We start from the raw sequence: 26,700 nt of genomic DNA, 5'->3' as shown, positions 1-26,700 counted from the left end.
ACGGTGCCGGCTTCATCCGGCGCGCGATTCGTGCGCACAACAAGAACAAGTGGGAGATAAAGCCATGTCTGTTTGGGTAACCTGGCCAGCTTTGACCAAGCTGGGAACGCTGGGCGTCGTCTCAGGGCTGCTGGTACTGGCTGTCGAACGCCAGTCGTTGTTCGAGAACAACCTCTTCGATGTCGAGGACTACGCCCGCTACAACGCCAACATCACCTGCGACGCGCGCAGCCACACCGCACGCACCGAGGACGGCACCTGCAACATTCTCGAGAATCCGGCCGAAGGCTCGGCGCTACGACGCTTCGGGCGTAACGTCGATACGGCGGTGACCCACGGCGAGACCGCCACGCTGCTCACTCCCAACCCGCGGGATGTCAGTAACAGCGTGATGGCGCGGGGCGAGTTCAAGCCGGCGCCGAGTCTCAACTTCATCGCCGCGTCCTGGATCCAGTTCATGACCCATGACTGGTTCGATCACGGTCCGAATGCCGATGCCGACCCGATCCAGTTCCCGCTGCCGCCGGGCGATGCCCTGGGCTCGGGCACCATGTCGGTCAAGCGCACCCAGCCTGACCCTACCCGCACCGGCGCCGATACCGGCATGCCGCAGACCTACCGCAACCACAACACCCACTGGTGGGATGGCTCGCAGATCTACGGCAGCAGCAGGGAGGTCAGCGACAAGGTGCGTTCCTTCGTCGACGGCAAGCTCAAGGTGGGCAGCGACAACCGCCTGCCGACCGAACTGCTCAGCGGCAAGTCGATCACCGGCGTCAACGAGAACTGGTGGGTGGGCCTGAGCATGCTGCACCAGCTGTTCACCCTCGAGCACAACGCCATCGCCACCAAGCTCAAGGCGAAGTACCCGGAAAAGGACGATCAGTGGCTGTACGACCACGCCCGGCTGGTCAACTCGGCGCTGATGGCCAAGATTCACACCGTGGAGTGGACCCCGGCGGTGATCGCCAACCCGGTCACCGAGCGGGCGATGTATGCCAACTGGTGGGGCCTGCTGGGCCAAGGCGGCCCGCGTGACGACTACCAGGCCGAAGTGCGCATGCTGCAAGAGGATCTGGCCAAGTCTGACTCCTTCGTCAAGCGCATCCTCGGCTTCGACCCGAGCATGGCCGATGGGTTCGGCAACACCGCCCTCGACCATGCGCTGGGCGGCATCGTCGGCACCACCGCGCCGAACAACTATGGAGTGCCCTTCAGTCTCACCGAGGAGTTCGTCGCGGTGTACCGCATGCACTCGCTGCTGCGCGACAAGATCGACATCTACGACATCGGCTCGAACATCGTGTCGCGCTCGGTGCCGATGCAGGACACCCGTGACCGTGACGCCGAGAACCTGCTGGCCGACGAGCATCCGGAGCGCTTGTGGTACTCCTTCGGGATCACCAACCCGGGCTCGCTGACCCTCAACAACTACCCGAACTTCCTGCGCAACCTGTCCATGCCGCTGCTCGGCAACATCGACCTGGCAGCGATCGACGTGCTGCGCGATCGCGAGCGCGGCGTGCCGCGCTACAACGAGTTCCGCCGGCAGATCGGCCTCAACCCGATCACCAAGTTCGAGGATCTGACCACGGACGCCGCCACCCTGGCGCAGCTCAAGCGCCTGTATGGCAACGACATCGAGCAGATCGACACCCTGGTCGGGCAACTGGCCGAAACCGTGCGCCCGGAAGGCTTCGCCTTCGGCGAGACGGCGTTCCAGATCTTCATCATGAACGCCTCGCGGCGCCTGATGGCCGACCGCTTCTATACCAAGGACTACCGTCCGGAGGTGTACACCCAGGAAGGTATCGACTGGGTCGAGCACACCACCATGGTCGACGTGCTCCAACGGCATAACCCGGAGCTGAGTTCCAGCCTGGTCGGCGTGGAGAACGCCTTCAAGCCCTGGGGCCTGAACATTCCCGCCGACTACGAGAGCTGGCCGCGCGTCGGCAAGCTGGACAACCTCTGGATCAACGGCGCCATGCGCACCCAGTTCAGCCTGGAGCAACTGCCGCCGCTGGTGCCGGTGGACGTGGGCGGCCTGATCGGCTCGATCCTCTGGAAGAAGGTGGAGGAGCGCACCGACGTGGCGCCGGTGGGCTACGAGAAGCCGATCCATGCCCATGGCGTGATGGCCAAGGCCAAGTTCGTGCCGGTGGCCAACAACGGCTACACTGGGCTGTTTACCGGCGCCGACAGCGGCTTGCTGCGCCTGTCGGTCACCGGCGACCCGGCCGATCGCGGTTTCGCGCCGGGCCTGGCCTGGAAGGCCTTCGTCGATGGCAAGCCATCGCAGAACGTGTCCGCGTTGTACACCCTGTCGGGGCAGGGCACGAACTACGACTTCTTCACCAATGAGCTGTCCAGCTATGTGTCGCCGGAAGCCAACGAGACCCTGGGCACCACCGTGCTGTTCTCCGCGGTGAGCAGCAAGCCGACCCTGCTGCGCCTGGACGACATGGCCCAGGTCACGCAGAACGGCGCCGCGGTGGCCAGCGCGAAGGCGCCGACCCAGGTTTACTTCGTGCCGCGTGCCGAACTGCGTTCGCGTTTTGTCTCCACGCCGCACGACTTCCGTCAGGATCTGCTGACCCTGAAGACCGGCACCAAGGTCTACGATGTGTACGCCACCTCGATGGAGATCAAGACCTCGATCATCCCCTCGCTCAACACGAGTTATGCCAATCAGCGCCGCAGCAATGCGAAGAAGATCGGCGAGATCGAGCTGACCTCCAACTTCATCGCCTCGCAGTTTGGCGACTCCGGGGTGTTCTTCAAGCACCAGCGTCACGAAGACAAGTAACCAACCCGCAGTGACAAAAAGCCCCGGTATCTGCCGGGGCTTTTTGTTGGGCGTGGTGTCCGCGTCAGGGGCGGGGCCTGGTCGCTGTGCCTGACGTTGCGAAAGGCGGCGGGCGCCGGTCAGGGCGTGTTCGGCGCCGGGCGGCGCAGGTCGACCGCCGGCGTGCCCTGGCCATCGAACAGCTGTACCGGATTGGCCGGCAGGATGCTCGGACGCTTGTCGTCTTGCCCGCCGAGCACGCGGATATCGCTGTACTTCTTGCCCGACAGCGCGGCCAGGCCGGCGCCATCGCGGATCACGCTGGGGCGCAGGAACACCATCAGGTTGCGCTTGACGTGGGTGTCCTTGGTCGAGCGGAACAGGCGGCCGAGCAGGGGAATATCGCCGAGCAGGGGGATCTTCGAGTCGGTCTGCGTGACGTCGTCCTGGATCAGGCCGCCGAGCACCACCACCTGGCCGTCCTCGGCGAGGATGGTGCTCTTGATCGAGCGCTTGTTGGTGATCAGGTCCACCGCCTGGGCGGTGAGGGTGGCACTGGGCGCGATGGAGGAGATTTCCTGTTCGATCTCCAGGCGCAAGGTGGCGCCCTCGTTGATGTGTGGGGTGACCTTCAGGGTGACGCCGATGTCCTGGCGCTCGATGGTGGTGAAGGGGTTGTTTGCGCCATCGGCGGTGGTGGTGTAGGAGCCGGTCTGGAACGGCACGTTCTGGCCGACGAGGATTTCCGCTTTCTGGTTGTCCAGGGTCAGCAGGCTCGGGGTGGACAGCAGATTGCTCTTGCTGTTGGCCGACAGCGCGGTGATCAGCGCGGCGAAACTGTCGGTGCCGATGCCGATGATGGCGCCGTCGGGCAGGTTGTTCAGGATAGGGTTGTCGACGCCGTTGCGGTCGTCCTGGATGGCTTGCAGCACGGAGCCGATCGACAGTCCGGTATTGGCGAAATTCACCCCGCCGAGGCCGCCGGTATTGCCGCGGGCATCCACTGCCCACTGCACGCCGAGGGCATCGGAGATATCGCCGGAAACCTCGACGATGGCCGCCTCGACCATCACCTGGGCGCGCGGCACGTCGAGCTGGCGCACGATGTCCTCGAGGGTCGCCACAGTATCCGGCTCGGCCAGCAGCACCAGGGCATTGAGGCTTTCATCGGCGCGGATCAGCAGGTTCTGCGGCTTGCCGCCGCCGCCGCCGCCGCCCTCGGCGCCTTCCGGCGCCTTGAGCCCCTCGGAGATTTCGCCGAGGGTGGCGGCCAGGGTCTTCGCATCGTTATGCCGCAGGCGGATGACCCGGGTATTGGTCGAGCGGGTGGTCGGAGTGTCGAGCGACTGCGCCAGCGCCGCGAGCTTCTGCCGCGCCGCGGGTGGGCCGATCAGGATCAGGCGGTTGGTGCGGACATCGGCGATCACCTGGGTGCCACTGGTGCCTTTGGTCTGGCCCCTGGCGATGGAGCTGTTGAGGGTTTCGGCGGCGTCCATCACCCAGGCGTACTGCAGGTTGACCACGCTGTAGTCGTGATCGCTCTTCTGATCCAGTTGCCGGATCAGTGTTTCGATACGGGCGATATTGGCACTGCGGTCGCTGATGATCAGTGCGTTCGCGGTCGTTACCGCGGCGAGGTGACCGTATTGCGGTACCAACGGGCGGATCAGCGGGATGAGCTCAGTCACCGGGGTATGCTGTACCTGGATCAGGCGGGTTTCCATGGCGCCTGCGCCGGGCCGGCCCCCCCCGGCTTCGGCCTTGGCCTCGGCATTCGGCACGATGCGCGCCTGACCGCCCTGGGTCAGCACGCTGAACCCGTGAGTAGCCATGACCGAGAGGAAGAGCTGATAGACCTCGGTGAGGGACAGCGGTGCCTTGGATACCACGCTGACCTGGCCCTTGACGCGCGGGTCGACGATGAAGGTTTCACCGGTAATTTCGGCGACCTGATCGATGAATTCGCGGATATCGGCATTCTTGAGGTTGATGGTCCAGCGCTCTTCCTGCTGGCTGGCGTTGGCGTTGGCGTTGGCGGTCGGCGTGGCCGGTGTGATGGCGGCGCTGCTGGCCAGCGGCGTGGCCAGCAGGCCGGCGGCGAGCAAGGCGAAAGTCAGACGCGATAGAGGGGTGAGCATCGTTCACTCGCTTTCCGTAGGCTGTTCGGTGGGGGCAGATTCTTGGTCAGGCGGTAAGGTCCCGGCTGCTTCCATCTGTTGACGCAATGCGTTCATGCGTTCACGCAGTTGCTGGAGGTCTTCGTCCTGCAATTCGGAGAGTTGGTCGGCCGAATCTTCTGCCGGAGCCGGAGCCGGAGCCGGAGCCGGGACGACAGCGCTAGGGTTGCTGCCGCTGAGTGTGCGAGTGGGGAAGGGCAGGGTCTCCAGGCGGCCGTTGCGCTCCAGTTCAACCCGATCGCGGTAGACCGCGTGCAGGCGTACGCCTTGATCGACCTCGATACCTACGTTGTAACGCTGTGGCTTGCTGCCATCGCGTTGGATGATGGCGCTGGAGCGCTTGGGGTCGGCATTGACGAAGCTGCCGAGCAGGGTCAGGCGCAGATTAGTGGCCGGCGGCGTTGCGCTTGTGTCGCTGGTCGGGCTGGGGCCGAACAGCGGCGCCAGGCGTTCGAGCGCGGGGGGCGTAAGGGCTGTCTGCGGGGCGTTGCTGGAAACCTGCACGGGCGCGCGCAGTAGGCGTATCCAGTCGGCTGTTTGCCAGGCCAGACTGATGCTCATGGCGAGTATCAGCGCGGCACCGACCACAGTCGGGGCGTGCAATTGCAGCCAGCGCGGGATACTGGGGTTGGGCAAGGGCGTCACTCCATGAGCTTTCTTATTATTCGGGTGGTGCGGGGTGCGAGCCGATCATAGCAGTTGGCAGGCGACCCCTCGCAAGTCAATTTGCGCGTGTACGGCGCAGGTCGATGTGTTAAAGATAGCCCACCGCCCTGCCGCTGCAGCTGTGGAAATTAATAACAAGAAAAATGCGGAACCTTGGCACACACTTGTCCATATTGGCTGTGCAGCCTGCCCATGGTTACCGTCAAAAGGCCCGATCTAGATGAATCTCTCGCTCGCCGAGGCGCCCCTGCGGCGCTTGCCTTTCAGCTTCGCCAAACGTCACGGTGTGGTTTTGTTGACCGAGTCCGGTCAGCCCTGTCTGGGCCATCGTGCGGCGGTCGATTTGACTGCCCTGGCCGAAGCTCAGCGCTTTGCTGGCGTGCGCTTGCCGCTACGTCAATTGTCGGGTGAAGCCTTCGAGCAGGCGATGGCCAACGCCTACCAGCATGACTCCGCCTCCATGCAGCTGGCCGAGGATATCGGTGGCAGCCTCGATCTCGCCGCCCTGGCCGAGCAGGTGCCGGAAACCGAGGATCTGCTGGAGCAGGAAGATGATGCGCCGATCATCCGCTTGATCAACGCCATCCTCGGCGAGGCGATCAAGGAAAACGCTTCCGACATCCATTTGGAAACCTTCGAGAAACGCCTGGTGGTGCGCTTTCGCGTCGACGGCATCCTCCGTGAAGTGCTGGAGCCCAAGCGTGAACTGGCGGCGCTGCTGGTCTCGCGGATCAAGGTCATGGCACGGCTGGACATCGCCGAGAAGCGCATCCCCCAGGATGGCCGCATTTCCCTGCGGGTGGGCGGCCGTGAGGTGGATATCCGCGTCTCCACCTTGCCGTCGGCCAATGGCGAGCGGGTGGTACTGCGCCTGCTGGACAAGCAAGCCGGGCGCCTGACCTTGCAGCATCTGGGCATGAATCCGCGGGATCGCCAACTGATGGAGGAAACCGTGCGCAAGCCGCATGGCATCCTGCTGGTCACCGGCCCGACCGGTTCGGGCAAGACCACCACCCTGTACGCCAGCCTGGTCAGTCTCAATGACCGCACGCGCAATATCCTCACCGTAGAGGATCCGATCGAGTACCACTTGGAGGGCATCGGCCAAACCCAGGTCAATCCCAAGGTCGACATGACCTTCGCCCGTGGCCTGCGCGCCATCCTGCGTCAGGATCCGGACGTGGTGATGGTCGGCGAGATCCGTGACAAGGAGACTGCCGAGATCGCCGTGCAGGCCTCGCTGACCGGGCACCTGGTGCTGTCCACCCTGCACACCAACAGTGCCATCGGCGCGATCACCCGCCTGGTGGATATGGGGGTCGAGCCGTTTCTGCTGTCCTCGTCTCTGCTCGGCGTGCTGGCTCAGCGCCTGGTGCGCGTGCTCTGCCCGCATTGCAAGGAGGTTTATCAGGCCGACGAGGCGCAGTGTGCCCTGCTCGGCGTCGAGCTCAGCCGGGCGCCCCAGCTCTATCACGCCCGCGGCTGCGGGCAGTGCAACCAGCAAGGCTATCGCGGGCGTACCGGCATATACGAATTGGTGGTGTTCGATGACCACATGCGCACGCTGGTGCACAACGCCGTTTCCGAGCAGGACATGACCCGCCACGCCCGCACGCTCGGACCGAGCATTCGCGAGGACGGCCGGCGCAAGGTGCTGGATGGGGTGACGACGCTGGAAGAAGTGTTGCGCGTGACCCGCGAAGAGTGAGTGAGGAAACCCCATGGCTGCCTTCGAATACCTCGCCCTCGATCCCAAGGGGCGCCAGCAGAAAGGCGTCCTCGAGGCCGACAGTCCCCGCCAGGTGCGGCAGTTGCTGCGCGAACGGCAACTGGCACCGCTGGAGGTCAAGACCACTCGCACCCGCGACCAGGCGGCCAGTGGTGGCGGCTTTCATTTCGCCCGCGGCTTGTCGGCACGTGATCTGGCGCTCTTGACCCGGCAGTTGGCGACCCTGGTGCAGGCCGCCCTGCCGATCGAGGAGGCGCTCGGCGCCGCGGCAGCGCAAGCCAGTGCGCCGCGTATCCAGGCGATGCTCCTGGCCGTGCGCGCCCGGGTGCTGGAGGGCAACAGCCTGGCTGCCAGCTTGAAGGAATTCCCGACGGCCTTCCCCGAGCTGTATCGCGCCACCGTCGCCGCTGGCGAGCACGCCGGGCACCTGGGGCCGGTTTTGGAGCAGCTGGCCGATTACACCGAGCAGCGCCAGCAGTCGCGGCAGAAGATCCAATTGGCGCTGCTTTATCCGCTGATTCTGATGGTGACCTCGCTGATCATCGTCGGCTTCTTGCTCGGTTACGTGGTGCCAGATGTGGTGCGGGTGTTCGTCGATTCCGGGCAGACGCTGCCGCTGCTGACCCGCGGCCTGATCGCCGTCAGCGATCTGGTGAAGAGCTGGGGCTGGCTGCTGGTGCTGGCACTCATCGGCGGCGTGCTCGGTCTGCGCCAGGCGTTGCGAGAGGAGCATCTGCGCCAGCGCTGGCATGCCTTCCTGTTGCGCGTACCACTCCTCGGCCGCCTGATGCGCGCCACCGACTGCGCGCGTTTCGCCTCGACCCTGGCGATCCTCACCCAAAGCGGCGTGCCCCTGGTCGATGCGCTCGGCATTGCCGCCGAAGTGATCGGCAATCGGGTGATTCGCGCGGAAGTGGTGGAGGTGGCGCAGAAGGTGCGCGAGGGCGGCAGCCTGACCCGGGCCCTGGAGGCCAGCGGCCAGTTCCCGCCGATGATGCTGCACATGATCGCCAGCGGCGAGCGCTCCGGCGAGCTGGATCAGATGCTGGCGCGCACCGCACGCAATCAGGAAAACGATCTCGGTGCGCAGGTGGCCCTGCTGGTCGGCTTGTTCGAGCCCTTCATGCTGGTCTTCATGGGCGCAGTGGTGTTGGTCATCGTATTGGCCATCCTGCTGCCGATTCTGTCTCTCAATCAACTGGTGGGGTAAGCGTGTGAAACAACGTCAGAGCGGCTTTACGCTGATCGAGATCATGGTGGTGGTGGTGATTCTCGGCATCCTCGCCGCCTTGGTGGTGCCGCAGGTCATGAGCCGCCCGGATCAGGCCAAGGTGACCGTGGCCAAGGGTGATGTCAAAGCCATCGCGGCGGCCCTGGACATGTACAAACTGGACAATCACAACTATCCGTCCACCCAGCAGGGCCTCGAGGCGCTGGTGAGCAAGCCCTCCGGCAACCCGCCGGCGAAGAACTGGAGCCAGGACGGCTACCTCAAGCGCCTGCCCATCGACCCCTGGGGCAACCCCTATCAGTACCTGGCGCCGGGTACCAAGGGGGCGTTCGACCTGTATTCGCTCGGTGCCGACGGCAAAGAAGGTGGCGGCGATATGGATGCGGATATCAGCAACTGGGATCAGTGAACCATCATGCGGCGCGCGCGGGGTTTTACCCTCATCGAACTGCTGGTGGTCCTGGTGATCATCGGTGGCATGGTCGGACTGGCGGTGCTCAGCACCGGCATTGCCGGACCGGCGCGCGCCCTGAATAACGAGGCCGACCGACTGGTCGGCTTGATCGGGGTGCTGGCCGAGGAAGCGGTGCTGGACAACCGTGAATATGGTCTGCGCCTGAGCCCGGCGGCCTATCAGGTGCTGCGTTACGAGGAGAGCAGCGGCAAATGGCTGCCGCTGGCCGGCAAGGATCATCAATTGCCGGACTGGGCCGAACTGAGTTTCGAGCTGGAGGGCCAAGCCATCACGTTGCCAGGCCCGGCGAAGGAGGACAAAGAGCAGAAGGCCGCCGCCGACAGCGTGCCGCAACTGCTAATCCTGTCCAGCGGTGAGCTCAGTCCGTTCCGTCTGCGCCTGGGCGAGCGGCGCAAGGATGGCCTGCGCCTGCAGATGTCCAGCGATGGATTCCGTCTTCCCAAGGTCGAGGCCGTGACTGCCTCGGGGCGGGCCGGGTGAGGCGCGGGCGCGGCTTTACTCTGCTGGAGGTGCTGGTGGCCCTGGCGATTTTCGCCGCAGTCGCTGCCAGCGTGCTGGCCGCCAGCTCGCGCAGCCTGCAGACCGCCGCCCGGCTGGAAGACAAAACGCTAGCAATGTGGATCGCCGACAACCAGCTCAATGAAGCGCAACTGGCCGAAACCCCGCCGTCCGGTGGTCGCACCCAGGGGCAGGTGGACTATGCCGGCCGGCGATGGCAATGGCTGCGACTGATCGAGCCGAGCAGCGAGCCGACCATGCGCCGGGTGACGCTGTGGGTCGCGCCAGGCGACGACCGCAGTGATCTGGAAGCGCGCGCGGTGCTGCGGCTGACCGGTTTTCTCGGGAGCCAGCCATGAAGCGAGCGCGTGGTTTCACCTTGCTGGAACTGTTGATCGCCATCGCCATTTTTGCCCTGCTCGGCCTCGGCACTTATCGCATGCTCCACAGCGTGCTGCGCACCGACACGGCGACGCGCGAGCAGGAGCAGCAACTGCGCGAGCTGATCCGCGGCATGGCTGCCTTCGAGCGTGATCTGCTGCAAGTGGTGGCGCGCCCGGTGCGCGAGCCTTACGGCGATCCGCGCCCGGCGCTGATCGGCGAAGGCGGTGATAGCCCGGCCCTGGAGTTCACCCGCACCGGCTGGCGCAATCCCGTCGGCACGCCGCGTTCGCGTTTGCAGCGGGTGCGCTGGCAATTGAGCGGCGAACAGTGGTTGCGCCGCTATTGGCTGGTGCTCGATCAGGCGCAGGACAGTCAGCCGCAAGTGCAGCAAGCGCTCAACGGTGTTACCCGCTTTTCCCTGCGCTATCTCGACCACGAGGGGCAATGGTCGGATGCCTGGCCACCGGGCGAAACCAGCAGTGATGAGGGGCTGCAGCAACTGCCCAAAGCCGTCGAAATGGTGATCGAGCACCGCCGTTATGGCCAGTTGCGTCGCCTGCTGCGCTTACCGGATAGCGCCAAGAAAAACGAGGAGGTGCCCGCCGACGGCGAGCAGCCTGAGCCCGACGCAGAGGGGGAGGCCGGGTCATGAGGCGCCAGCAGGGCGTCGCCCTGATTACCGTACTGCTGGTGGTGGCGGTCGTCACCGTGGTCTGCGCCGGTCTGATCGCCCGCCAGCAGCTGGCCATCCGCAGCAGCGCCAATCTGCTCGGCGTGCGTCAGGCCTGGCACTACGCTCAGGGCGGCGAACTGCTGGCCAAGGCCATGCTGCTGCGCGATCTGCGTCAGGGCGATCCGCGCACCCCGGTGGATCATCTCGGCGAGCCCTGGGCGCGGCCGCTGGCGGCCTTCCCGCTGGACGAGGGCGGCGAATTGCGGGTGCGCATCGAGGATCCAAGCGGGCGTTTCAACCTCAACAGCCTGGTGCGGCAGCAGCAGGCCAACCTCCAGGCGGTCGCTCAATTTCGTCGCCTGCTGCTGCATCTGGGCATCGAGAAACCCTATGCCGAGCGTCTGCAGGATTGGCTGGACGCCGATCAGGAGATCAGTGGCGAGAATGGCGCCGAGGACAACCAATACCTGCTGGCACAGCCACCATATCGGGCGGCCAATCGCCAGCTTGCCGATGTTTCCGAGCTGCGCCTGATGCTGGAGATGAACGAGGTGGATTACCGCCGTCTGCTGCCCTACGTCAGCGTCTTGCCGGAGGACGCTAAATTGAACGTCAACACCGCCAGTGCGGTGGTGCTTGCCTGTATGGCCGACAACCTCTCGCCGGGGGTGGCGGAGAGCTTGGTGGCGGCCCGCGGTGCGCAGGGCTATCGCTCCGTCGAGGAGTTTCTCGGCCAGCCGGCGCTGGCCGGGCTCGGTTTGAACGGTCAGGGGCTCGCGGTGGGCAGTCAGTATTTTCAGGTGATCAGCGAGGTCAGCATGGATGAGCATCGCCAGGTGCTGGTGAGTACGCTGCAACGCAGCAACGATGGCCGGGTACGGGTATTGGCTCGTGATCTGGGTCAGTCAGGATTACCGCTCAAACCAATGGAGGAGAGTAAGCAATGACCCTGGCCTGTGTGTTTTTGCCACCGGCGGCCTGCGCCGGGTCGGATGCGGAGCTGATGGTGCAATACCTGCATGACGGCATTCGCAGCAGCCAAAGTTTCGCCGAGGTGCTGCCGCAACTGACGTTGCCTTGGCGCCTGATTCTGCCGGTCGAGGTCATCACCGCCTGCGCGGTGCAATTGCCGACCCAGAAGAGTCGCTGGCTGCGCCAGGCGCTGCCGTTCGCGGTCGAGGAACTGCTGGCCGAAGATGTCGAGCTGATGCATCTGGCGCTGGGCGAGCAGCTGGCTGATGGACGCCACCGGGTCTTCGCCGTGCGCCGCAGCTGGCTGGCCGCATGGCTCGAGCTGTGTGGTGACAAGCGGCCCAGCTTGATCCAGGTGGACGCCGACTTGCTGCCGGGTGAGGGTACGCAACTGTGCTGGCTGGATGGGCGCTGGTTGCTCGGCGGCATCGCCAGCGCGCGCATGGCCGTGACTGCAGAAGACTGGCCGGCGCTGGCAGCGATATGCCCGCCACCGGTGGTTGTCCATGCGCCGGCGGAGCAGCCGCTGCCGGAGGGTATCGAGGACGCACAGCTGGTGGACGATGCGCATGCCTGGCTGGCGAGCCAGACGGCGGGCTGCAATCTGGCCCAGGCCGAGTTCGCCGTGCGTGAGGCGCGCACCGAGTGGCGACGTTGGCGGCCACTGCTCGGGCTGGTCGGGCTGTGGCTGGTGCTGCAGTGGGGCTTCAACCTGGTCCAGAGCTGGCAATTGCGGCATCAGGGCGACACCTATGCGGCGGCCAGCGAGCGTCTCTATCGCGAGCTGTTTCCCGAGGACAGCAAGCTGATCAACCTGCGCCGCCAGTTCGATCAGCATGTGGCCGAAGCGAGCGGGGCGGGGCAGAGCCGGCTACTCGGCCTGCTTGGCCAGGCCATCGCCGCCATGTTGGCCGAGGGGGCGCAGGTCCGGGTGCAGCAGCTGGATTTCAGTGACAGTCGCGGCGATCTCGCCCTGCAGGTGCAGGCGCCGGGATTCGAGGCGCTGGAGCGGTTGCGCGAACGGCTGATCGCCGCCGGTTTGACGGTGCAGCTGGGCTCCGCCAGCCGCGAGGAGAGTGGCGTGAGCGCGCGTTTGGTGATTGGAGGCTAAATGAACACTTTGACAGGTTTGAGCCAGCCGCTTGCATTGCGCTTGGAAAAGTCCCCGTTGCTGCAGCGCTGGCGTGCTCTGGCGCCGCGTGAGCGCCTCGCTCTGAGTGTGCTGGCGCTGTTCCTGCTCGCGGCGTTGCTGTATCTGGGCCTGTGGCGGCCGGCCGAGCAGAGCCGTGCCGTTGCGCGCAGCTATTTCGAGCAGCAGCGTGAGCTGCATGCCTATCTGGAGGCGCAAGCCCCCCTGGCGCGTGGTCTGCAGGGCAAGCCCAAGGTCAGCGTCGATCCGGCTCGCCTGCAAGGGTTGGTGACCGCTGCAGCAGTGCAGCAGGGGCTGACGGTCGAGCGGCTGGACAGCGAGGGTGACGGTGGCCTCCAGGTCAGCCTGCAGCCGGCGCCCTTCGCTCAGCTGCTGCGCTGGTTTGGCGTGCTGGAAAGCCAGGGGGTGCGCATCGGCGAGGCTGGGCTTGATCGCAATGCCGATGGCCGGGTGGCGGCGCGGCTGACCTTGCACGCCGGGCCCTGAATCTGTGCGCCAAAACTATGCAATTCTGCGTGCCTGGGCACCTGCGCGGTGCCTTTTGGCCGGGCCTGGGTGCTGTCGTAGGCTGGGCAGTGGTATTGTGAGCGAAGAAAAACTCTAAGCAGGGTGTTGACTTAGCGCTGGTGCCTGCGTAAATTGCGCGCCTCGCAAGACGAGGGGTGATTAGCTCAGCCGGGAGAGCATCTGCCTTACAAGCAGAGGGTCGGCGGTTCGATCCCGTCATCACCCACCACTCTTGTGAGATTTCGGACGTAAGTCCGGCCGACGCGCAGCGGTAGTTCAGTCGGTTAGAATACCGGCCTGTCACGCCGGGGGTCGCGGGTTCGAGTCCCGTCCGCTGCGCCATATTTCCATGTTCGGTCCGCCGGGCATGAGGCAAGAAGCCCAGGGCTTTGCGCCAGACGAAGCAAGAGTTCCACCGGACGCAAGTCCAACCGACGCGCAGCGGTAGTTCAGTCGGTTAGAATACCGGCCTGTCACGCCGGGGGTCGCGGGTTCGAGTCCCGTCCGCTGCGCCATCTTAGAAAGCCCTCAGGTAGCGATACCTGGGGGCTTTTTCTTTGCCGTAATTTTTCGTTCATCTGGGATCTTTAGCCTGTCTGGCATGGTCTTTGTTTTTAATAAAGTCGTCAGGCCAGGAGGATTATCCAGTGGACGAATACCAAGAAGAACTGCTCGAATTTCACGCCAGCGAGCAGGACCCAGCCGAGCCTGCGGAAGACGCGACCGAAATGTGATCAGCCCGCCTGGCGCTGGGCGCGGCGGAATTCCCCCGGAGTGCCGCCGCTCCAGCGCTTGAAGGCGCGCTGAAAAGCTTCAGCCGAGGCGAAGCCGAGCAGGAAGGCAATCTCGCCGAAGCTCAATTCGGTGTCGCGGATATAGGCCATCGCCAGGTCGCGGCGGGTGTCGTTGAGAATCGCGCGGAACTGTGTGCCTTCTTCGGCCAGCTTGCGGCGCAAGGTCCAGGTCGGCATTTGCAGGCGGGCGGCGACTTCTTCCAGGTCGGGTTCGCGGCCGTGCAGCAGCGGGCCGAGCAGGTGAACGATGCGTTCGCGTAGGCTGCGGGTACGGGTCAGCTGCTCCAGTTCGCGCTCGCAGATTTCCAGCAGATGGCGCCAGGTGCTCGGGCAATGCGCGGGATTGCGCAGGGCCAAATTGGTCTGGTCGAGGCGCAACTGGTTGGTGGTCGCGCCGAACTCCACAGGGCAGCCGAACAGTTCGCCGTAGCGTTCGGCGTAGCTGGGCGCGGGAAACTCGATCATCACCCGCTCGAGACTCAAACGGTCACCGCACAGATGCCCGAGTTGGCAGGCCCAGGCCGCCAGCACGCTGTCCACCACGAAGCGGTTGTAAGCGTTGTACGGGCTGATCGAATAGAAGCGCAGCCAGGCGCCTCGGGCGTCCTCGTGCAGACTCGACTGACCGCGGTAGTTCTGTGCGTAGAGCGGCTCGAAGTGGATCAGCGCCCGTGCGGCTTCACGCACTGTGGGTGCCTGCGCCGCGGTAACGCCGGCCAGGCCGAGGCGGTTGAGACTGCCCAGCTGGCCCAGGCACAGGCCGAGGGCAGGGTCGCCGGTCAGGTGGATCGCCGCATGTCCCAGGCGCATGTAGCGCGGAATCGACAGGCGCGCCCGCGGTTCGGCCAGGCGCGCGGCATCCAGACCGTATTGCTCCAGCAGCGGGACAGGGTCCTGGGCATGGCTGCGCACTGCGTCGGCCAGGCTGTCGACGAAGCCGACGCTGAGGTCGCCGAGGCGCACGCGGACGGGTTTCATCGGTTTACAACCAGAGGTTGATCAGGCGGGCGCCGGGACCGTCGCCGGCCAGCTGGTGCTGTTGCGGGGTGGCGACCAGGCTTTGGCCATCGCTGCCCATGTCCCACAGCTGGCCGCGCAGGAACACGGTGATCCCGGCCTGGGCGCCGCTGCTTGGCAGGCGACCGGCCATGGCCAGGCGCTGCCAGGCTTCGCCCTCGCTCAGCTCGCCGGGGCGGAGGTTGACGTCCGCCGGGGGCGGCGCACCGTTGTAGCCGCCCCAGGGTTTGCTCCAGTTGCCGTTGCCGGTGAGGAAGGCCGGGACGGCGAGCAGCTCGACCCCGCCGCGCGCCAGCTCGGCATAACCGGCCGGGTACCAGCTGTCGGCGCAGATCAGCACGCCGAGGCGGCCGGCGGGGGTTTCCACCACGCTGAGAGCATCGGCGCGGGCGGCGGCGGTGAAGCCCTGCTCGTCGCGGATCGGGAAGACTTTGCCTTGCGGTTGGCCGAGCGGTGCGCCATCCGCGCCGAATACCAGGCTGATGTTGTACAGCGGGCCGCTGCCGATGCGCAGCTGGCCGCTTTCCACCCGCGGTTCAGGCAGCACGATGGAGCCGGCAACCAGGGTGACCGCGAAGCGTTTGGCCAGGCCGCCGAACAGCTGCTGGTAATCCTGCGCCATGCGTTTCGCCTTCATGCGGAACAGGGCGTCGGCCAGGCGATCATCGCCCTTCGCGGCGAGCAGCGCGCGCGTCAGGCGCAGGGGGTTGCTGACGGCCATCCAGGTCATCGCCTCGCTCACCGTGGCGGCCTGATAGACCTCAGGTTTCTCGCCGACTGCCACCAGCCAGGTGCCGATATGCTCGGGCAGCACCACCACGGTCTTGGCGTTGAGCAGGCCCTCGCTGCGGGCCTTGTCCAGATAGGCGTGCAGTTTCAGCCGCAGGCGCTCGGCGCTCTGGTAATCGCCAGCAAACAGTTCCGGCTGGATCCCCAGCAGATTGCCCCTATCGCCCGGCTGCCCCTGGTTGAGCACGACCTGACTGCGCAGGTCGGACAGGTAATGGCCGACCGGACGCATTTCCGTCCACAGCGCGTAACTGCCGAGCGTGGCGAGCAATAGGGTGATGACCAGAACTTTGAGTAATTTGCGCATGGGTGGTGGCCGTGGAGTCGAGGCTCTAGGTTAGGGGCCGGCTGTGCCATTGCCAAGTCATGCTGCTCATTTGGATCAATAACTTGTCATTTTGGATCATTGAGTGGGTTGGGGGCGCTCTTTATCGTTTGCCCCATAACCGACTGCGACCCGTCTCGAGGCCGCAGCGTCCCGTGATCCATGGCTTGTTGTGGAGTTCCTATGACTGCTCGTTACCCGCATCTGTTGGCCCCGCTCGACCTGGGCTTCACCACCCTGAAAAACCGCACTCTGATGGGCTCCATGCACACTGGCCTGGAAGAGAAGCCGAACGGCTTCGAGCGCATGGCCGCCTACTTCGCCGAGCGGGCCCGCGGCGGCGTTGGTCTGATGGTCACCGGCGGCATCGGCCCGAACGTCGAGGGCGGCGTGTATTCCGGTGCGGCCAAACTGAGCACCCCGGAAGAGGCGGAGAAGCACAAGATCGTCACTCAGGCGGTGCACGAGGCGGGTGGCAAGATCTGCATGCAGATCCTCCATGCCGGCCGTTATGCCTACAGCCCGAAACAAGTGGCGCCGAGCGCCATCCAGGCGCCGATCAACCCGTTCAAGCCCAAGGAGCTGGACGAGGAGGGCATCGAGAAGCAGATCCAGGACTTCGTCACCTGCTCCGTGCTGGCCCAGCAGGCCGAGTACGACGGCGTCGAGATCATGGGGTCCGAGGGCTACTTCATCAATCAGTTCCTCGCCGCCCACACCAACCAGCGCACCGACCGCTGGGGCGGCAGTTACGAGAACCGCATGCGCCTGCCGGTGGAGATCGTCCGTCGCGTGCGTGAGGCGGTCGGCCCGAACTTCATCATCATCTACCGCCTGTCGATGCTCGATCTGGTCGAGGGCGGCAGTACCTGGGACGAAATCGTCCTGCTGGCCAAGGCCATCGAGAAAGCTGGCGCGACCATCATCAACACCGGCATCGGTTGGCACGAAGCGCGCATCCCGACCATTGCCACCAAGGTGCCGCGAGCGGCTTTCACCAAGGTCACCGCCAAGCTGCGCGGCGAGATCGGCATTCCGCTGATCACCACCAACCGCATCAACACCCCGGAGGTGGCCGAACAGGTGCTGGCCGAGGGCGACGCCGACATGGTGTCCATGGCCCGGCCGTTCCTCGCCGACCCTGACTTCGTGAATAAAGCCGCGGCAGGCCGCGCCGACGAGATCAACACCTGCATCGGCTGCAACCAGGCCTGCCTGGATCACACCTTCGGCGGCAAGCTGACCAGTTGTCTGGTCAATCCACGCGCCTGCCACGAGACCGAGCTGAATTACATCCCCACGACTCAGGTGAAGAAGATCGCCGTAGTCGGCGCCGGGCCGGCCGGCCTGTCCGCCGCGACTGTGGCAGCCGAGCGGGGCCACAGTGTGACCCTGTTCGACTTGGCCAGCGAGATCGGTGGCCAGTTCAACGTGGCCAAGCGCGTGCCGGGCAAGGAAGAGTTCTACGAGACCCTGCGCTACTTCAAGCGCAAGCTGGAGACCACCGGTGTCGACCTACGCCTGAATACCCGCGTCAGTGCCGACGAGCTGGCCAAGGGCGGTTACGATGACGTCATCCTCGCCACCGGCATTGCGCCGCGCACCCCAGAAATTCCGGGTGTGGAGCACGCGAAGGTGATCAGCTACCTGGATGCCATTCTCGAGCGCAAACCGGTCGGCCAGAAGGTCGCGGTGATCGGCGCCGGCGGCATCGGCTTCGACGTTTCCGAGTTCATCGCCCATCAGGGCGAGGCCAGCAGCCTCAACCGCGAGGCGTTCTGGAAGGAGTGGGGCATCGACACCGCCCTGGAGGCGCGCGGCGGTGTGGCCGGTATCCAGGCCGCACCGCATCCGCCGGCACGTCAGGTATCCCTGCTGCAACGCAAGAAGTCCAAGGTCGGCGACGGCCTGGGCAAGACCACCGGCTGGATCCACCGCACCGGGCTGAAGAACAAGAACGTGCAGATGCTCAACGCGGTCGAGTACCTGAAGATCGACGACACCGGCCTGCACATCCGTATCGCCGAGGGCGAGCCGCAGGTGCTGCCGGTGGACACCGTGATCATCTGCGCCGGTCAGGACCCGCTGCGTGAGCTGCATGACGGCCTGGTCGCCGCCGGCCAGAGCGTGCACCTGATCGGTGGCGCCGATGTGGCCGCCGAGCTGGACGCCAAACGGGCGATCAACCAGGGTTCGCGCCTGGCCGCCGAACTCTAATTCGAGAGGAGTCGAACATGTCAGCAGCACTCGCTGTGAAGCCGGCCGTGGTGCAAGCCCTGGCCCAATGGCACGCCATGATTGTCAGTAATGATCTGCGAGCGCTGCCTGAGTTGCTCGAGCCGCAGGCGGTATTCCGCTCACCGGCGGCGTTCAAACCCTATGTCGGTGCGCCTGTGGTGGCGCTGATCCTCAGCACGGTGAGCAAGGTCTTCGAGGACTTCGTCTATCACCGCGAGCTGGCGAGTGCCGATGGTCTCAATGTGGTGCTGGAGTTCAGCGCCAGGGTCGGCGACCGCGAGCTCAAAGGGATCGACATGATCCGCTTCAACGAGGACGGCAAGGTCGTCGAGTTCGAAGTGATGATTCGCTCCATGAGCGGCCTGCAGGCGCTCAGCGAGGAGATGGGCCGGCGCCTGGCGCCGTACCTTGCCAAAGCCTGAGTGGTTGCACCAAGCCGGTCACAATTTCGTCCCGCCGCCGGTCTGCCCGCTCGCAACGGCGGGCGACTGCCAACCCAGTCACATTGCCGGCGCCACATTTTCCCCTAGACTTGGCCCAACCACGGAATAGCCCCCAATCTGACGGGGGTTATTCGCTTGGCAGTAACGCCACCGTGCGAGCGAACCATCACCGTGCGGGCCCAGGGAGAATTCGATGAGCATGCAGAAAAAGCCGCAAATGGTTGAAGCCGTGATGTTCTTCAATGAGCGCGGCATCTGTAAGGAAATGCTCTTTCCCGAGTTCGAAGCCCTGCTCGACGGTATCGTCAACATGCCCGAATTCGCCGATCAGCAAATGCGCGCCGCTTTCGTGCTGATCAACCCGCGCCTGCTGGTGCGGGCGGCGGTGTTCTTCTATCTGGATTTCGACGAGAAAGGCTGCCCTGACAGCGGCTGGAACATTCCCTTGCGTCACCTGGCTGAGCGCTCCGGGCGCGGCCCGGACATGGGCGCCGGACCGATTCGTCTGGCCTGCCGCAGTCAGTGCCCGGTGTCCTGGCATCAGATGCACCTGTGGGACCCCAGCCTGGCGCCGGGCCAGAACGATTTGGTGCTGCTGCGCAACACGGTCAAGCGCAATCAGCTCGGCCTGCTGGTAGAGGACGAGAGTCGGCCGGCAGTGGCGCCCGAACGCCTGCAAGTGGTCTCCGAGGACAAGTGGTATGCGCCAAATCCTTCCAGCGAGGAGGCGGACAAGCTGGCGGCCAAGGTGGATCAGGAACACCGTCTGAAAACCGCACAACTGATCAGGCAGCAGCGCCTGCGCATCAGCAGCCTCGCCCAGCAGCATGAAGAAGCGCTGGCCAAGTTCAAACTGGCCGGCGAAGAGCAGGGCCAGGCACAGCAGGCCGAGATCCAGGCTTTGCAGCAGGCCTTGCGCCAGCAGGAGCAGCTGAACGCCAGCCTCAAGGCGCAGCTGAGCGCGCAAGCGCAAAGCTTCCAGACCAGTCGCGAGGAAATGACTCAGCAACTGCGTGCCCTGGAGCAGCACAGCCGCACCGAGGCGGATATCCTGCGCGCCCAGTTCGATGGCGAGTTGCAAGCCAAAGTGGTCGCCGCAGTCGCCGGGTACAAAGAGCAAATCGCCATCCGCGATGTCGAACTGGCCTATCGCAGCGAGCTGGATAGCCAGTTGCAGCAGGAAGTCGGCCGACTCAGGCGTGAACGCGACGAGTTTGCCAGTCAGGGCGGCGATCAGGTGCTCGAGCGCCTGGCCAAATTGGGCGTGGTGTTCGTGGTCTATCACCCGGGCGCCGGGCACCTGACCATCCCGCTGCAGGACGTCGCCCGCTATCAGGACAACCCCATGGCTTATGTCTCGGCCAAGTGCTTCGTTTCTGAGACGCAATACCGCCAGTGGCTCACCCATTACCAGCAACCGAGCTGCGAGGCGACATTGCCCAGCGGCGAGCGCTGCGCCCTGCCGATCGAACGGGTGGACGCGCCGAGCCGTTTCGTTGCCGGTGACTCCAACTGCTGCGCGCGGCACAAGACCGCCAGCCGTCTGCGCACCGTCAGCTAGTGTCCTGAATCAGAAGTTAGCTGTTTAATTCTGGCGGCGTTTTTTGCGGCCATGCGGCGTTGCCGCTCTTCGCCATAGCCCTGCTACGACTCATCGCGGCGCCTTGCCTGACAACAAAATCCACTCGCCAGCTCTTAAACCAACCTCTGACTCAGGACACTAGTGTCCTGAGTCAGAGGTTGGCGGCATAATTTTGGTGGCAGTCTTTTGCTGCCATACAGCGCTGCCATTGCTCTGCTGTAGTCGGCGATGGCTCGACACAGCGTGTGGCCTACCAGCAGCGCTTGTGGCCCCATACTTAAGCGAATCCCCACCTCAGGACACTGGACTTGCCTGTCGTCGTTCCCCACTGGGCGCCCCACGCGCCGCTCGAGCCGTTGCGCCTCGATTGGCTGGCGCGCGCCGGGGTCGAGGTCGCGGTGTTGCGTCTCGATCTGATCGATCCACTGATCGCCGGTAACAAATGGTTCAAGCTCGCGCCGTACCTACAGCAGGCCGCCTCGCTAGGCGCGCAGGGTTTGATCAGCCTGGGCGGCCCGCACTCCAACCATCTGCACGCGCTGGCCGCAGCGGGCAAGCGTTTCGGCTTCGCCACCGTTGGCCTGCTGCGCGGCGAACCCCAGGGCACGCCGACCGTGGCAGATCTGCACGAATTCGGCATGCAGTTGCATTGGCTCGGCTATGGCGGTTATCGCGCCCGTCACCACGCCGATTTCTGGAAGCCCTGGCGCGAGCGCTACCCAGAGCTGCAGCCGGTGCCGGAAGGTGGCGGTGGTTTGCCGGGCGCTCGGGGCTGTGGATTGCTGCTGGACATGGTGCGTGAGCAACTGCCGGCGCTGGGCTGGACTGACTATCACGGCTGGTGGCTGGCCGCGGGTACTGGCACCACCTTGGCTGGTTTGGTGCTGGCAGAGGCGGCTGTGCATCCGGTGTATGGCGCCATGGCAGTGCCAGACGATCATGGTGTGGCCGAGCTGGTAGGGGTGCTGTTGGCGCAGGCCGGTAACGCCGATGCAGGCTATCAACTGTTCGATGCCAGTCGCGGCGGGTTCGCCAAGGTCGACCGCGAGTTGGCTGACTTCATCCTCGACCTCGAGGCGGAGTGCGGGCTGCCGCTAGAGCCGGTGTATACCGCCAAGGCCTTGATGGCGCTGCGTCATTGTGTCGAGGCCGGGTATTTCCCCTCCGGCACGCGCCTGCTCTTCGTGCACACCGGCGGCCTGCAGGGACGAAGAGCGTTGCTGGCGCGCCTGCTGGAGCTAAGCGGCCGAGATTCGCTGTCCTGATCCGCGGCTATCTGACGCGTTCGGGCGGGCGGGTCGAGCGTAGCTACTAGTCTGCCAGCCGCTGCGGCCAGTCATCGCCGACCAGAAACAGCCGCTCGCCTTCCTGCCAATCGCCTTTGGCTGTCTCGACGAAACGCACCAACAGTTGCGCCGGGGCTTTCGGGGCCAGGTTCAGCAGCCATTCGTCGAGGCGCGGGTTGTCCCAGAGATCCTCCGGAGCTGCCTGGGCCGGGGCCAGCCAGGCATGGCGGGCGAGCGGCTGCCACTGGCCGCGGCCCTCGCTGGCGTGGAACGCCGGCCAGTCGCGGCGATGCAGCCAGCGGCCGTGCAAATGCCGCGGATTGATATTGCGCGGCGCTTGGCAAGTGCCGGGCCAGGGGAAGAACAGGTAGCCGGCCATCCATAGCTCGGCCTTGACCTCGCTCAGCTCGAACTCGGCCAGGGCCACCCGTGCCTGCGGATGCGAGGAGAGCGGCAGTTGATGGCGCTTGAGATGATCGATCTTGAGATCCAGGCGATCATGGCTGCCGGGGCCGAGCCAGTGGGCCGGATCGCGGCCATCGCCGTGCTGCGGGCCCAGGTAGAGCTTGATCGCCAGTTCCAGATGATGCACACCCTCGGCATCGCGCAGCAGCAAGTCCAGCTCGCCCAGGGTGTGACCATCAGCCTGGCGGATCGGCAGGTTGGTGGTCAGCAGCTGGATGTCCGGCGCGGCTAGCAGGGCGAATTGCCAGAGGCGTTCGTAGTACAGCCCCAGGCGACGAATCGGGTGCTGAGCCAGCCAGTCATCTAGGGCCTGGCTGTCGCTATCGAGCCGCAGCAGCCAGTCGCCCAGCAGGCCGGGGGCCTGCGCCCAGACGCTGGCGCTGAGCGGGTGGCGTTGTGGCCAGGGGCTGCTGTCGAGCAGCGGCGGGGCGAGCAGCACCCAGGCGAGGTCGCGCACGTGTGGCTGACGCAACTGGCGGGGTAAATCGGCAAGCGAGGCGAAGGCATTCATGCTGCGAGCATAGCGTCTGGACTCTGGTTTGCCGCTGTTGTCGGCTTTCGCCCATAATCCGCCCATTCTCTCCATCCTAGAGCTGTGCAGGAGCCATATGGAGCAATTTCGCAATATCGGCATCATTGGTCGCCTGGGCAGCTCCCAGGCCCTGGATACCATCCGCCGCCTGAAGAAGTTCCTGCTCGAGCGGCATCTGCATGTGATCCTCGAGGACACCATCGCCGAGGTTCTGCCGGGCCATGGCCTGCAGACATCCTCGCGGCGCAATCTCGGCGAGGTTTGCGATCTGGTGATAGTCGTCGGCGGTGATGGCAGCCTGCTCGGCGCCGCGCGTGCACTGGCCCGGCACAAGGTACCGGTATTGGGGATCAACCGCGGCAGCCTGGGTTTTCTCACCGATATTTTACCGGACGAGTTGGAAGTGAAGGTCGCCGAGGTGCTCGATGGCCAGTACCTGGTTGAGAGTCGCTTCCTCCTCGAAGCCGAAGTACGTCGCCATGGCGAGGCGATTGGCCAGGGCGATGCGCTCAACGATGTGGTGCTGCACCCGGGCAAGTCGACCAAGATGATCGAGTTCGAGCTGTTCATCGACGGCCAGTTCGTCTGCAGCCAGAAGGCCGACGGCCTGATCGTGGCGACGCCGACCGGTTCCACCGCTTATTCGCTGTCCGCCGGCGGGCCGATCATGCATCCCAAACTGGACGCCATCGTCGTCGTGCCGATGTACCCGCACACCCTGTCCAGCCGGCCGATTGTGGTGGATGGCAACAGCGAGCTGAAAATCGTGGTGGCCAAGGACATGCAAATCTACCCGCTGGTGTCCTGTGACGGCCAAAACCACTTCACCTGTGCGCCGGGCGACACCATCACGGTCAACAAGAAGGCGCAGAAACTCAGCCTGATCCATCCGTTGGATCACAACTACTACGAAGTCTGTCGGACCAAGCTGGGCTGGGGCAGCCGTCTGGGTAACGGAGGCGACTAATGCTCGTCGATCCGGCCCGGGGCTACGACCTCATCGGCGACGTGCATGGCTGCGCGCAGGCGCTGGTGCGTCTGCTCGAGGCCCTTGGCTATCGGCAGCAGAGTGGCGTCTGGCGTCATCCGCAACGTATGGCGCTGTTTCTTGGCGATATCGTCGACCGCGGCCCGCGTATCCGCGAGGCGTTGCACATCGTGCATGCCATGGTCGAGGCCGGACAGGCGCTGTGCATCATGGGTAACCATGAATTCAATGCCTTGGGCTGGAGCACGCCGGCACCACCGGGCAGCGGCCGGCAATTCGTCCGTGAGCACACGCCGCGGCATGCGCGCATGATCCGCCAGACCCTGGAGCAGTTCGAGGAGCATCCGGGCGACTGGCAGGCCTTCCTGACCTGGTTCTACCGCTTGCCGATGTTCCTCGATGCCGGGCGTTTCCGCCTCGTGCATGCCTGCTGGGATGCCGAGCTGATCGACTCGTTGCGCGGCGCCTATCCGGACGGCCGCATCGACGAGGCGTTCCTGCAGGGCTCGGCGCTGCCGGGCAGTTTCGCCTCGCGGGTGTTCAATCGCCTGTTGCGCGGTACCGACATGCGCTTGCCGGACGGCCAAACCCTGACCGGCGACGACGGTATCACCCGCGCCTTCTTCCGCACCAAGTTCTGGGAGGAGGACCCGCAGACCTATGGCGACATCGTCTTCCAACCCGACGCCTTGCCCGATGAGGTGGCGCGCATGCCGCTAAGTGAGTCGGAAAAGAGCATGCTGCTGCGCTATGGCGCCAAGGAGCCGATGCTGTTCGTCGGCCATTACTGGCGCAGCGGCCGGCCCGCGCCGATTCGCCCCAACCTGGCCTGTCTGGATTACAGCGCAGTGCTGTACGGCAAGTTGGTGGCTTATCGCCTGGATCAGGAAACCCGTATCGATCCGCGCAAATTCGCCTGGGTCGAAGTCGAGCGCCCGGAGGCGTTGCAATGAGTGTCGTGGAAGTGCTGCGCCTGCCGGCGCAGGTCAATCTAAGTGGTTTCATCAGCCTGCTGCATCGCCTCAATGTGCCGCATCGGGTCAGCGAGGAACGTGGCGAACAGGTGCTTTGGGTGCCGGACCAGCGTCTGGCCGAGGAGGTGCGCAGTCTGTATGCGCGCTTTCCCGAAGGCGATCCGCATTTCCAGTTGAGCGTGGAGCAGCCGCAGGCGCGTCCCGGGTTTGTCCAGCAGTTGCGCCATAGTCCATTGACCAGCGCCTTGCTGCTGCTGACCTTGCTGGTGGCGGCCGTGACTATGCTCGGCTCGAACTTCGAGGCGATCCGCTGGCTGAGCTTCCAGGACTTCCGCATCCAGGGCGAGTACGTGCACTTCACGCCGCTGGTCGACAGCTTGGCGGCGGGGCAGTGGTGGCGACTGGTGACGCCGATGCTGATCCACTTCGGCGTGCTGCATCTAGCCATGAACGCGCTGTGGTACTGGGAGCTGGGGCGGCGCATCGAAGCGCGTCAGGGTGGCCTGATGCTGCTCGGTCTGACCCTGCTGTTCAGCCTGATATCCAACGGCGTGCAGTACGCGGTCACCGGGCCCTCGTTGTTCGGCGGGCTGTCCGGGGTGCTCTACGGGTTGCTCGGCCATTGTTGGGTTTTCCAGTGGCTGGCGCCCAGTTCGGCCTATCGCCTGCCCAAAGGGGTGGTGGTGATGATGCTGATCTGGCTGCTGGTGTGCCTGTCGGGCCTCATCGGTGCCCTCGGCTTCGGTGCCATTGCCAACGGTGCGCATGTTGGCGGCTTGGTCATTGGTTGCTTGACCGGGCTGCTGGGCGGTGGGCTGGCCCGGCTGCGCCGGTAGTCCGGCTGTCTGCCGCTGCGCTCGCGAGCTTTCCCCCCAGCTTGTAAAATGCCGCTTTGTTTTTGGAGGCTCGAATGTCGTCCTTTGCTGAAATGATCAACAACATCACTCCCGAGATCTACGCGAGCCTCAAGCTGGCGGTGGAGATCGGCAAGTGGGCCGATGGCCGCAAGCTGAGCCGGGAGCAGAAGGAGCTGTCGCTGCAGGCGTTGATCGCCTGGGAGCTGCGGAACCTGCCGGAAGACCAGCGCATCGGCTACATGGGGCCGCAGGAGTGCAGCTCGAAGGCCGCGCCGATCGCCAATATCCTGTTCAAGTCGGATGCCGTGCACTGATGGCCGAGCTGGCACGCGGCGCGCTGAGCAAGATGGCGGCGCGCCTGGAAGCGCCCGTGCAGTACGCCTTCCGCTTGGGCGACGAGGAGCTGCCGGTCAATCCGCTGATCGGCCAAAGCATCCGCCTCGAATACCTCGGCGCCATCCATTGCACGCATTGCGGGCGCAAGACCAACAAGAGCTTCAGTCAGGGCTACTGCTACCCGTGCATGACCAAGTTGGCGCAGTGCGATATCTGCATCATGAGCCCGGAGAAGTGCCACTACGACCAGGGCACCTGCCGCGAGCCGGCCTGGGGCGAGCGGTTCTGCATGACCGATCATGTGGTCTATCTGGCCAACTCCTCGGGAATCAAAGTCGGCATCACCCGCGCCACCCAGATTCCCACCCGTTGGCTGGACCAGGGCGCCAGTCAGGCGCTGCCGATCCTGCGCGTGGCGACCCGTCAGCAGTCCGGTCTGGTCGAGGACCTGCTGCGCAGCCAGGTGCCCGACCGCACCAACTGGCGCGCGTTGCTCAAGGGCGATGCCGCGCCGGTCGACCTGGTGGCCATCCGCGAGCAGCTGTTCGACCACTGTGCCGACGGCCTGCGCGAACTGCAGCAGCGTTTCGGTTTGCAGGCGATCCAGCCGCTGTCCGACCAGCAGCCGGTGGAGATCCGCTACCCGGTCGAGGCCTATCCGGCCAAGCTCACCAGCTTCAATCTAGACAAGGACCCGCTTGTCGAGGGCACACTGCTCGGCATCAAGGGCCAGTATCTGCTGTTCGATACCGGCGTCATCAATATCCGCAAGTACACGGCCTACCAGCTCGCCATCCACCACTGACCAGCTCGCCGTGCCGCAT

The 26,700-nt window shown here is 64.9% G+C and carries 24 protein-coding genes and 3 tRNA genes; 22 read left to right on the top strand and 5 right to left on the bottom strand.

Annotation, left to right across the window (positions count from 1 at the left end):
- Positions 1–64 precede the first annotated feature (64 nt).
- Positions 65–2,809, top strand: a complete 2,745-nt coding sequence (locus D3880_RS14640; protein WP_119894175.1) for a peroxidase family protein — start codon at positions 65–67, stop codon at positions 2,807–2,809.
- Between the two features lie 119 nt (positions 2,810–2,928).
- Here the strand turns inward: D3880_RS14640 and gspD are convergent, their stop codons facing one another.
- Entirely contained in the window at positions 2,929–4,926 is a 1,998-nt protein-coding gene (gene gspD / locus D3880_RS14635; protein WP_119894174.1) for a type II secretion system secretin GspD, read from the bottom strand.
- A 3-nt stretch (positions 4,927–4,929) separates the two neighbouring features.
- Positions 4,930–5,610, bottom strand: coding sequence for a type II secretion system protein N (locus D3880_RS14630; RefSeq protein ID WP_238474356.1), 681 nt, complete (start codon positions 5,608–5,610; stop codon positions 4,930–4,932).
- A gap of 241 nt (positions 5,611–5,851) precedes the next feature.
- Between D3880_RS14630 and gspE the strand changes: the two genes are divergently transcribed.
- The 12 genes from gspE to D3880_RS14570 all read left to right on the top strand — a co-directional run bounded on the left by gspE (position 5,852) and on the right by D3880_RS14570 (position 13,765).
- Positions 5,852–7,339 (top strand): type II secretion system ATPase GspE, encoded by a 1,488-nt coding sequence (gene gspE, locus D3880_RS14625; protein ID WP_119894172.1) that lies wholly within the window; start codon positions 5,852–5,854, stop codon positions 7,337–7,339.
- 13 nt (positions 7,340–7,352) lie between these two features.
- Positions 7,353–8,570, top strand: coding sequence for a GspF family T2SS innner membrane protein variant XcpS (xcpS, locus tag D3880_RS14620; protein ID WP_119894171.1), 1,218 nt, complete (start codon positions 7,353–7,355; stop codon positions 8,568–8,570).
- Positions 8,571–8,613: 43 nt separating this feature from the next.
- Positions 8,614–9,000, top strand: a complete 387-nt coding sequence (gspG, locus tag D3880_RS14615) for a type II secretion system major pseudopilin GspG (RefSeq protein WP_238474455.1) — start codon at positions 8,614–8,616, stop codon at positions 8,998–9,000.
- A gap of 6 nt (positions 9,001–9,006) precedes the next feature.
- Positions 9,007–9,546 (top strand): type II secretion system minor pseudopilin GspH, encoded by a 540-nt coding sequence (gene gspH / locus D3880_RS14610; RefSeq protein ID WP_119894169.1) that lies wholly within the window; start codon positions 9,007–9,009, stop codon positions 9,544–9,546.
- On the top strand, positions 9,543–9,923 hold the full coding sequence (gspI, locus tag D3880_RS14605) for a type II secretion system minor pseudopilin GspI (RefSeq protein WP_119894168.1): 381 nt from the start codon (positions 9,543–9,545) through the stop codon (positions 9,921–9,923). Before gspH ends, gspI begins: the two co-directional genes overlap by 4 nt.
- Entirely contained in the window at positions 9,920–10,600 is a 681-nt protein-coding gene (gene gspJ, locus D3880_RS14600) for a type II secretion system minor pseudopilin GspJ (RefSeq protein WP_119894167.1), read from the top strand. Before gspI ends, gspJ begins: the two co-directional genes overlap by 4 nt.
- Positions 10,597–11,568, top strand: coding sequence for a type II secretion system minor pseudopilin GspK (gene gspK / locus D3880_RS14595; RefSeq protein WP_119894166.1), 972 nt, complete (start codon positions 10,597–10,599; stop codon positions 11,566–11,568). Before gspJ ends, gspK begins: the two co-directional genes overlap by 4 nt.
- Positions 11,565–12,704, top strand: coding sequence for a type II secretion system protein GspL (gene gspL, locus D3880_RS14590; RefSeq protein WP_119894165.1), 1,140 nt, complete (start codon positions 11,565–11,567; stop codon positions 12,702–12,704). The genes gspK and gspL overlap by 4 nt, the downstream gene beginning before the upstream one ends.
- Positions 12,705–13,229, top strand: coding sequence for a type II secretion system protein M (locus D3880_RS14585; protein ID WP_119894164.1), 525 nt, complete (start codon positions 12,705–12,707; stop codon positions 13,227–13,229).
- A gap of 174 nt (positions 13,230–13,403) precedes the next feature.
- A tRNA-Val gene (locus D3880_RS14580) sits at positions 13,404–13,479 on the top strand.
- 36 nt (positions 13,480–13,515) lie between these two features.
- Positions 13,516–13,592, top strand: a tRNA-Asp gene (locus D3880_RS14575).
- Positions 13,593–13,688: 96 nt separating this feature from the next.
- A tRNA-Asp gene (locus D3880_RS14570) sits at positions 13,689–13,765 on the top strand.
- A gap of 219 nt (positions 13,766–13,984) precedes the next feature.
- Here D3880_RS14570 and D3880_RS14565 read toward each other — a convergent pair.
- Together D3880_RS14565 and D3880_RS14560 are read right to left on the bottom strand one after the other, a co-directional pair.
- Positions 13,985–15,022 (bottom strand): AraC family transcriptional regulator, encoded by a 1,038-nt coding sequence (locus tag D3880_RS14565; protein WP_119894163.1) that lies wholly within the window; start codon positions 15,020–15,022, stop codon positions 13,985–13,987.
- A 4-nt stretch (positions 15,023–15,026) separates the two neighbouring features.
- Entirely contained in the window at positions 15,027–16,157 is a 1,131-nt protein-coding gene (locus D3880_RS14560) for a carbon-nitrogen hydrolase family protein (protein WP_119894162.1), read from the bottom strand.
- 201 nt (positions 16,158–16,358) lie between these two features.
- On the opposite strand from D3880_RS14560, the gene D3880_RS14555 reads away from it, so the two are divergent.
- From D3880_RS14555 to D3880_RS14540, 4 genes are all read left to right on the top strand, one after another.
- Positions 16,359–18,392, top strand: coding sequence for an NADPH-dependent 2,4-dienoyl-CoA reductase (locus D3880_RS14555; protein ID WP_119894161.1), 2,034 nt, complete (start codon positions 16,359–16,361; stop codon positions 18,390–18,392).
- Between the two features lie 17 nt (positions 18,393–18,409).
- A complete protein-coding gene (locus tag D3880_RS14550; protein WP_119894160.1) occupies positions 18,410–18,835 on the top strand; it encodes a nuclear transport factor 2 family protein in 426 nt (141 codons plus the stop codon).
- Between the two features lie 214 nt (positions 18,836–19,049).
- A complete protein-coding gene (locus D3880_RS14545; RefSeq protein WP_119894159.1) occupies positions 19,050–20,417 on the top strand; it encodes a chromosome partitioning protein ParA in 1,368 nt (455 codons plus the stop codon).
- A 329-nt stretch (positions 20,418–20,746) separates the two neighbouring features.
- A complete protein-coding gene (locus D3880_RS14540; RefSeq protein ID WP_119894158.1) occupies positions 20,747–21,703 on the top strand; it encodes a 1-aminocyclopropane-1-carboxylate deaminase/D-cysteine desulfhydrase in 957 nt (318 codons plus the stop codon).
- Positions 21,704–21,749: 46 nt separating this feature from the next.
- Here the strand turns inward: D3880_RS14540 and D3880_RS14535 are convergent, their stop codons facing one another.
- Positions 21,750–22,700 carry a DUF1853 family protein gene (locus D3880_RS14535; RefSeq protein WP_119895747.1) on the bottom strand — a complete coding sequence of 317 codons (951 nt, stop codon included), beginning with the start codon at positions 22,698–22,700 and terminating at the stop codon, positions 21,750–21,752.
- A 97-nt stretch (positions 22,701–22,797) separates the two neighbouring features.
- Between D3880_RS14535 and D3880_RS14530 the strand changes: the two genes are divergently transcribed.
- The 5 genes from D3880_RS14530 (at position 22,798) to D3880_RS14510 (ending at position 26,681) form a co-directional block, all read left to right on the top strand.
- Positions 22,798–23,688, top strand: a complete 891-nt coding sequence (locus D3880_RS14530) for an NAD(+) kinase (RefSeq protein ID WP_119894157.1) — start codon at positions 22,798–22,800, stop codon at positions 23,686–23,688.
- Positions 23,688–24,662, top strand: coding sequence for a metallophosphoesterase (locus tag D3880_RS14525; RefSeq protein ID WP_119894156.1), 975 nt, complete (start codon positions 23,688–23,690; stop codon positions 24,660–24,662). The genes D3880_RS14530 and D3880_RS14525 overlap by 1 nt, the downstream gene beginning before the upstream one ends.
- The gene (locus tag D3880_RS14520; RefSeq protein ID WP_119894155.1) at positions 24,659–25,519 is read left to right on the top strand and encodes a rhomboid family intramembrane serine protease; all 861 of its coding nucleotides are present in this window, start codon (positions 24,659–24,661) and stop codon (positions 25,517–25,519) included. Before D3880_RS14525 ends, D3880_RS14520 begins: the two co-directional genes overlap by 4 nt.
- 74 nt (positions 25,520–25,593) lie before the next feature.
- Positions 25,594–25,854 carry a YeaC family protein gene (locus tag D3880_RS14515; RefSeq protein WP_119894154.1) on the top strand — a complete coding sequence of 87 codons (261 nt, stop codon included), beginning with the start codon at positions 25,594–25,596 and terminating at the stop codon, positions 25,852–25,854.
- Positions 25,854–26,681, top strand: coding sequence for a DUF2797 domain-containing protein (locus D3880_RS14510; protein WP_119894153.1), 828 nt, complete (start codon positions 25,854–25,856; stop codon positions 26,679–26,681). The genes D3880_RS14515 and D3880_RS14510 overlap by 1 nt, the downstream gene beginning before the upstream one ends.
- The last annotated feature ends 19 nt before the right edge of the window (positions 26,682–26,700 follow it).

The organism is Pseudomonas cavernae (genome assembly GCF_003595175.1).
GTDB lineage: Bacteria > Pseudomonadota > Gammaproteobacteria > Pseudomonadales > Pseudomonadaceae > Aquipseudomonas > Aquipseudomonas cavernae.
The sequence above is the reverse complement of the archived record's forward strand: the minus strand, read 5'-3'. Positions and strand labels throughout refer to the sequence as shown.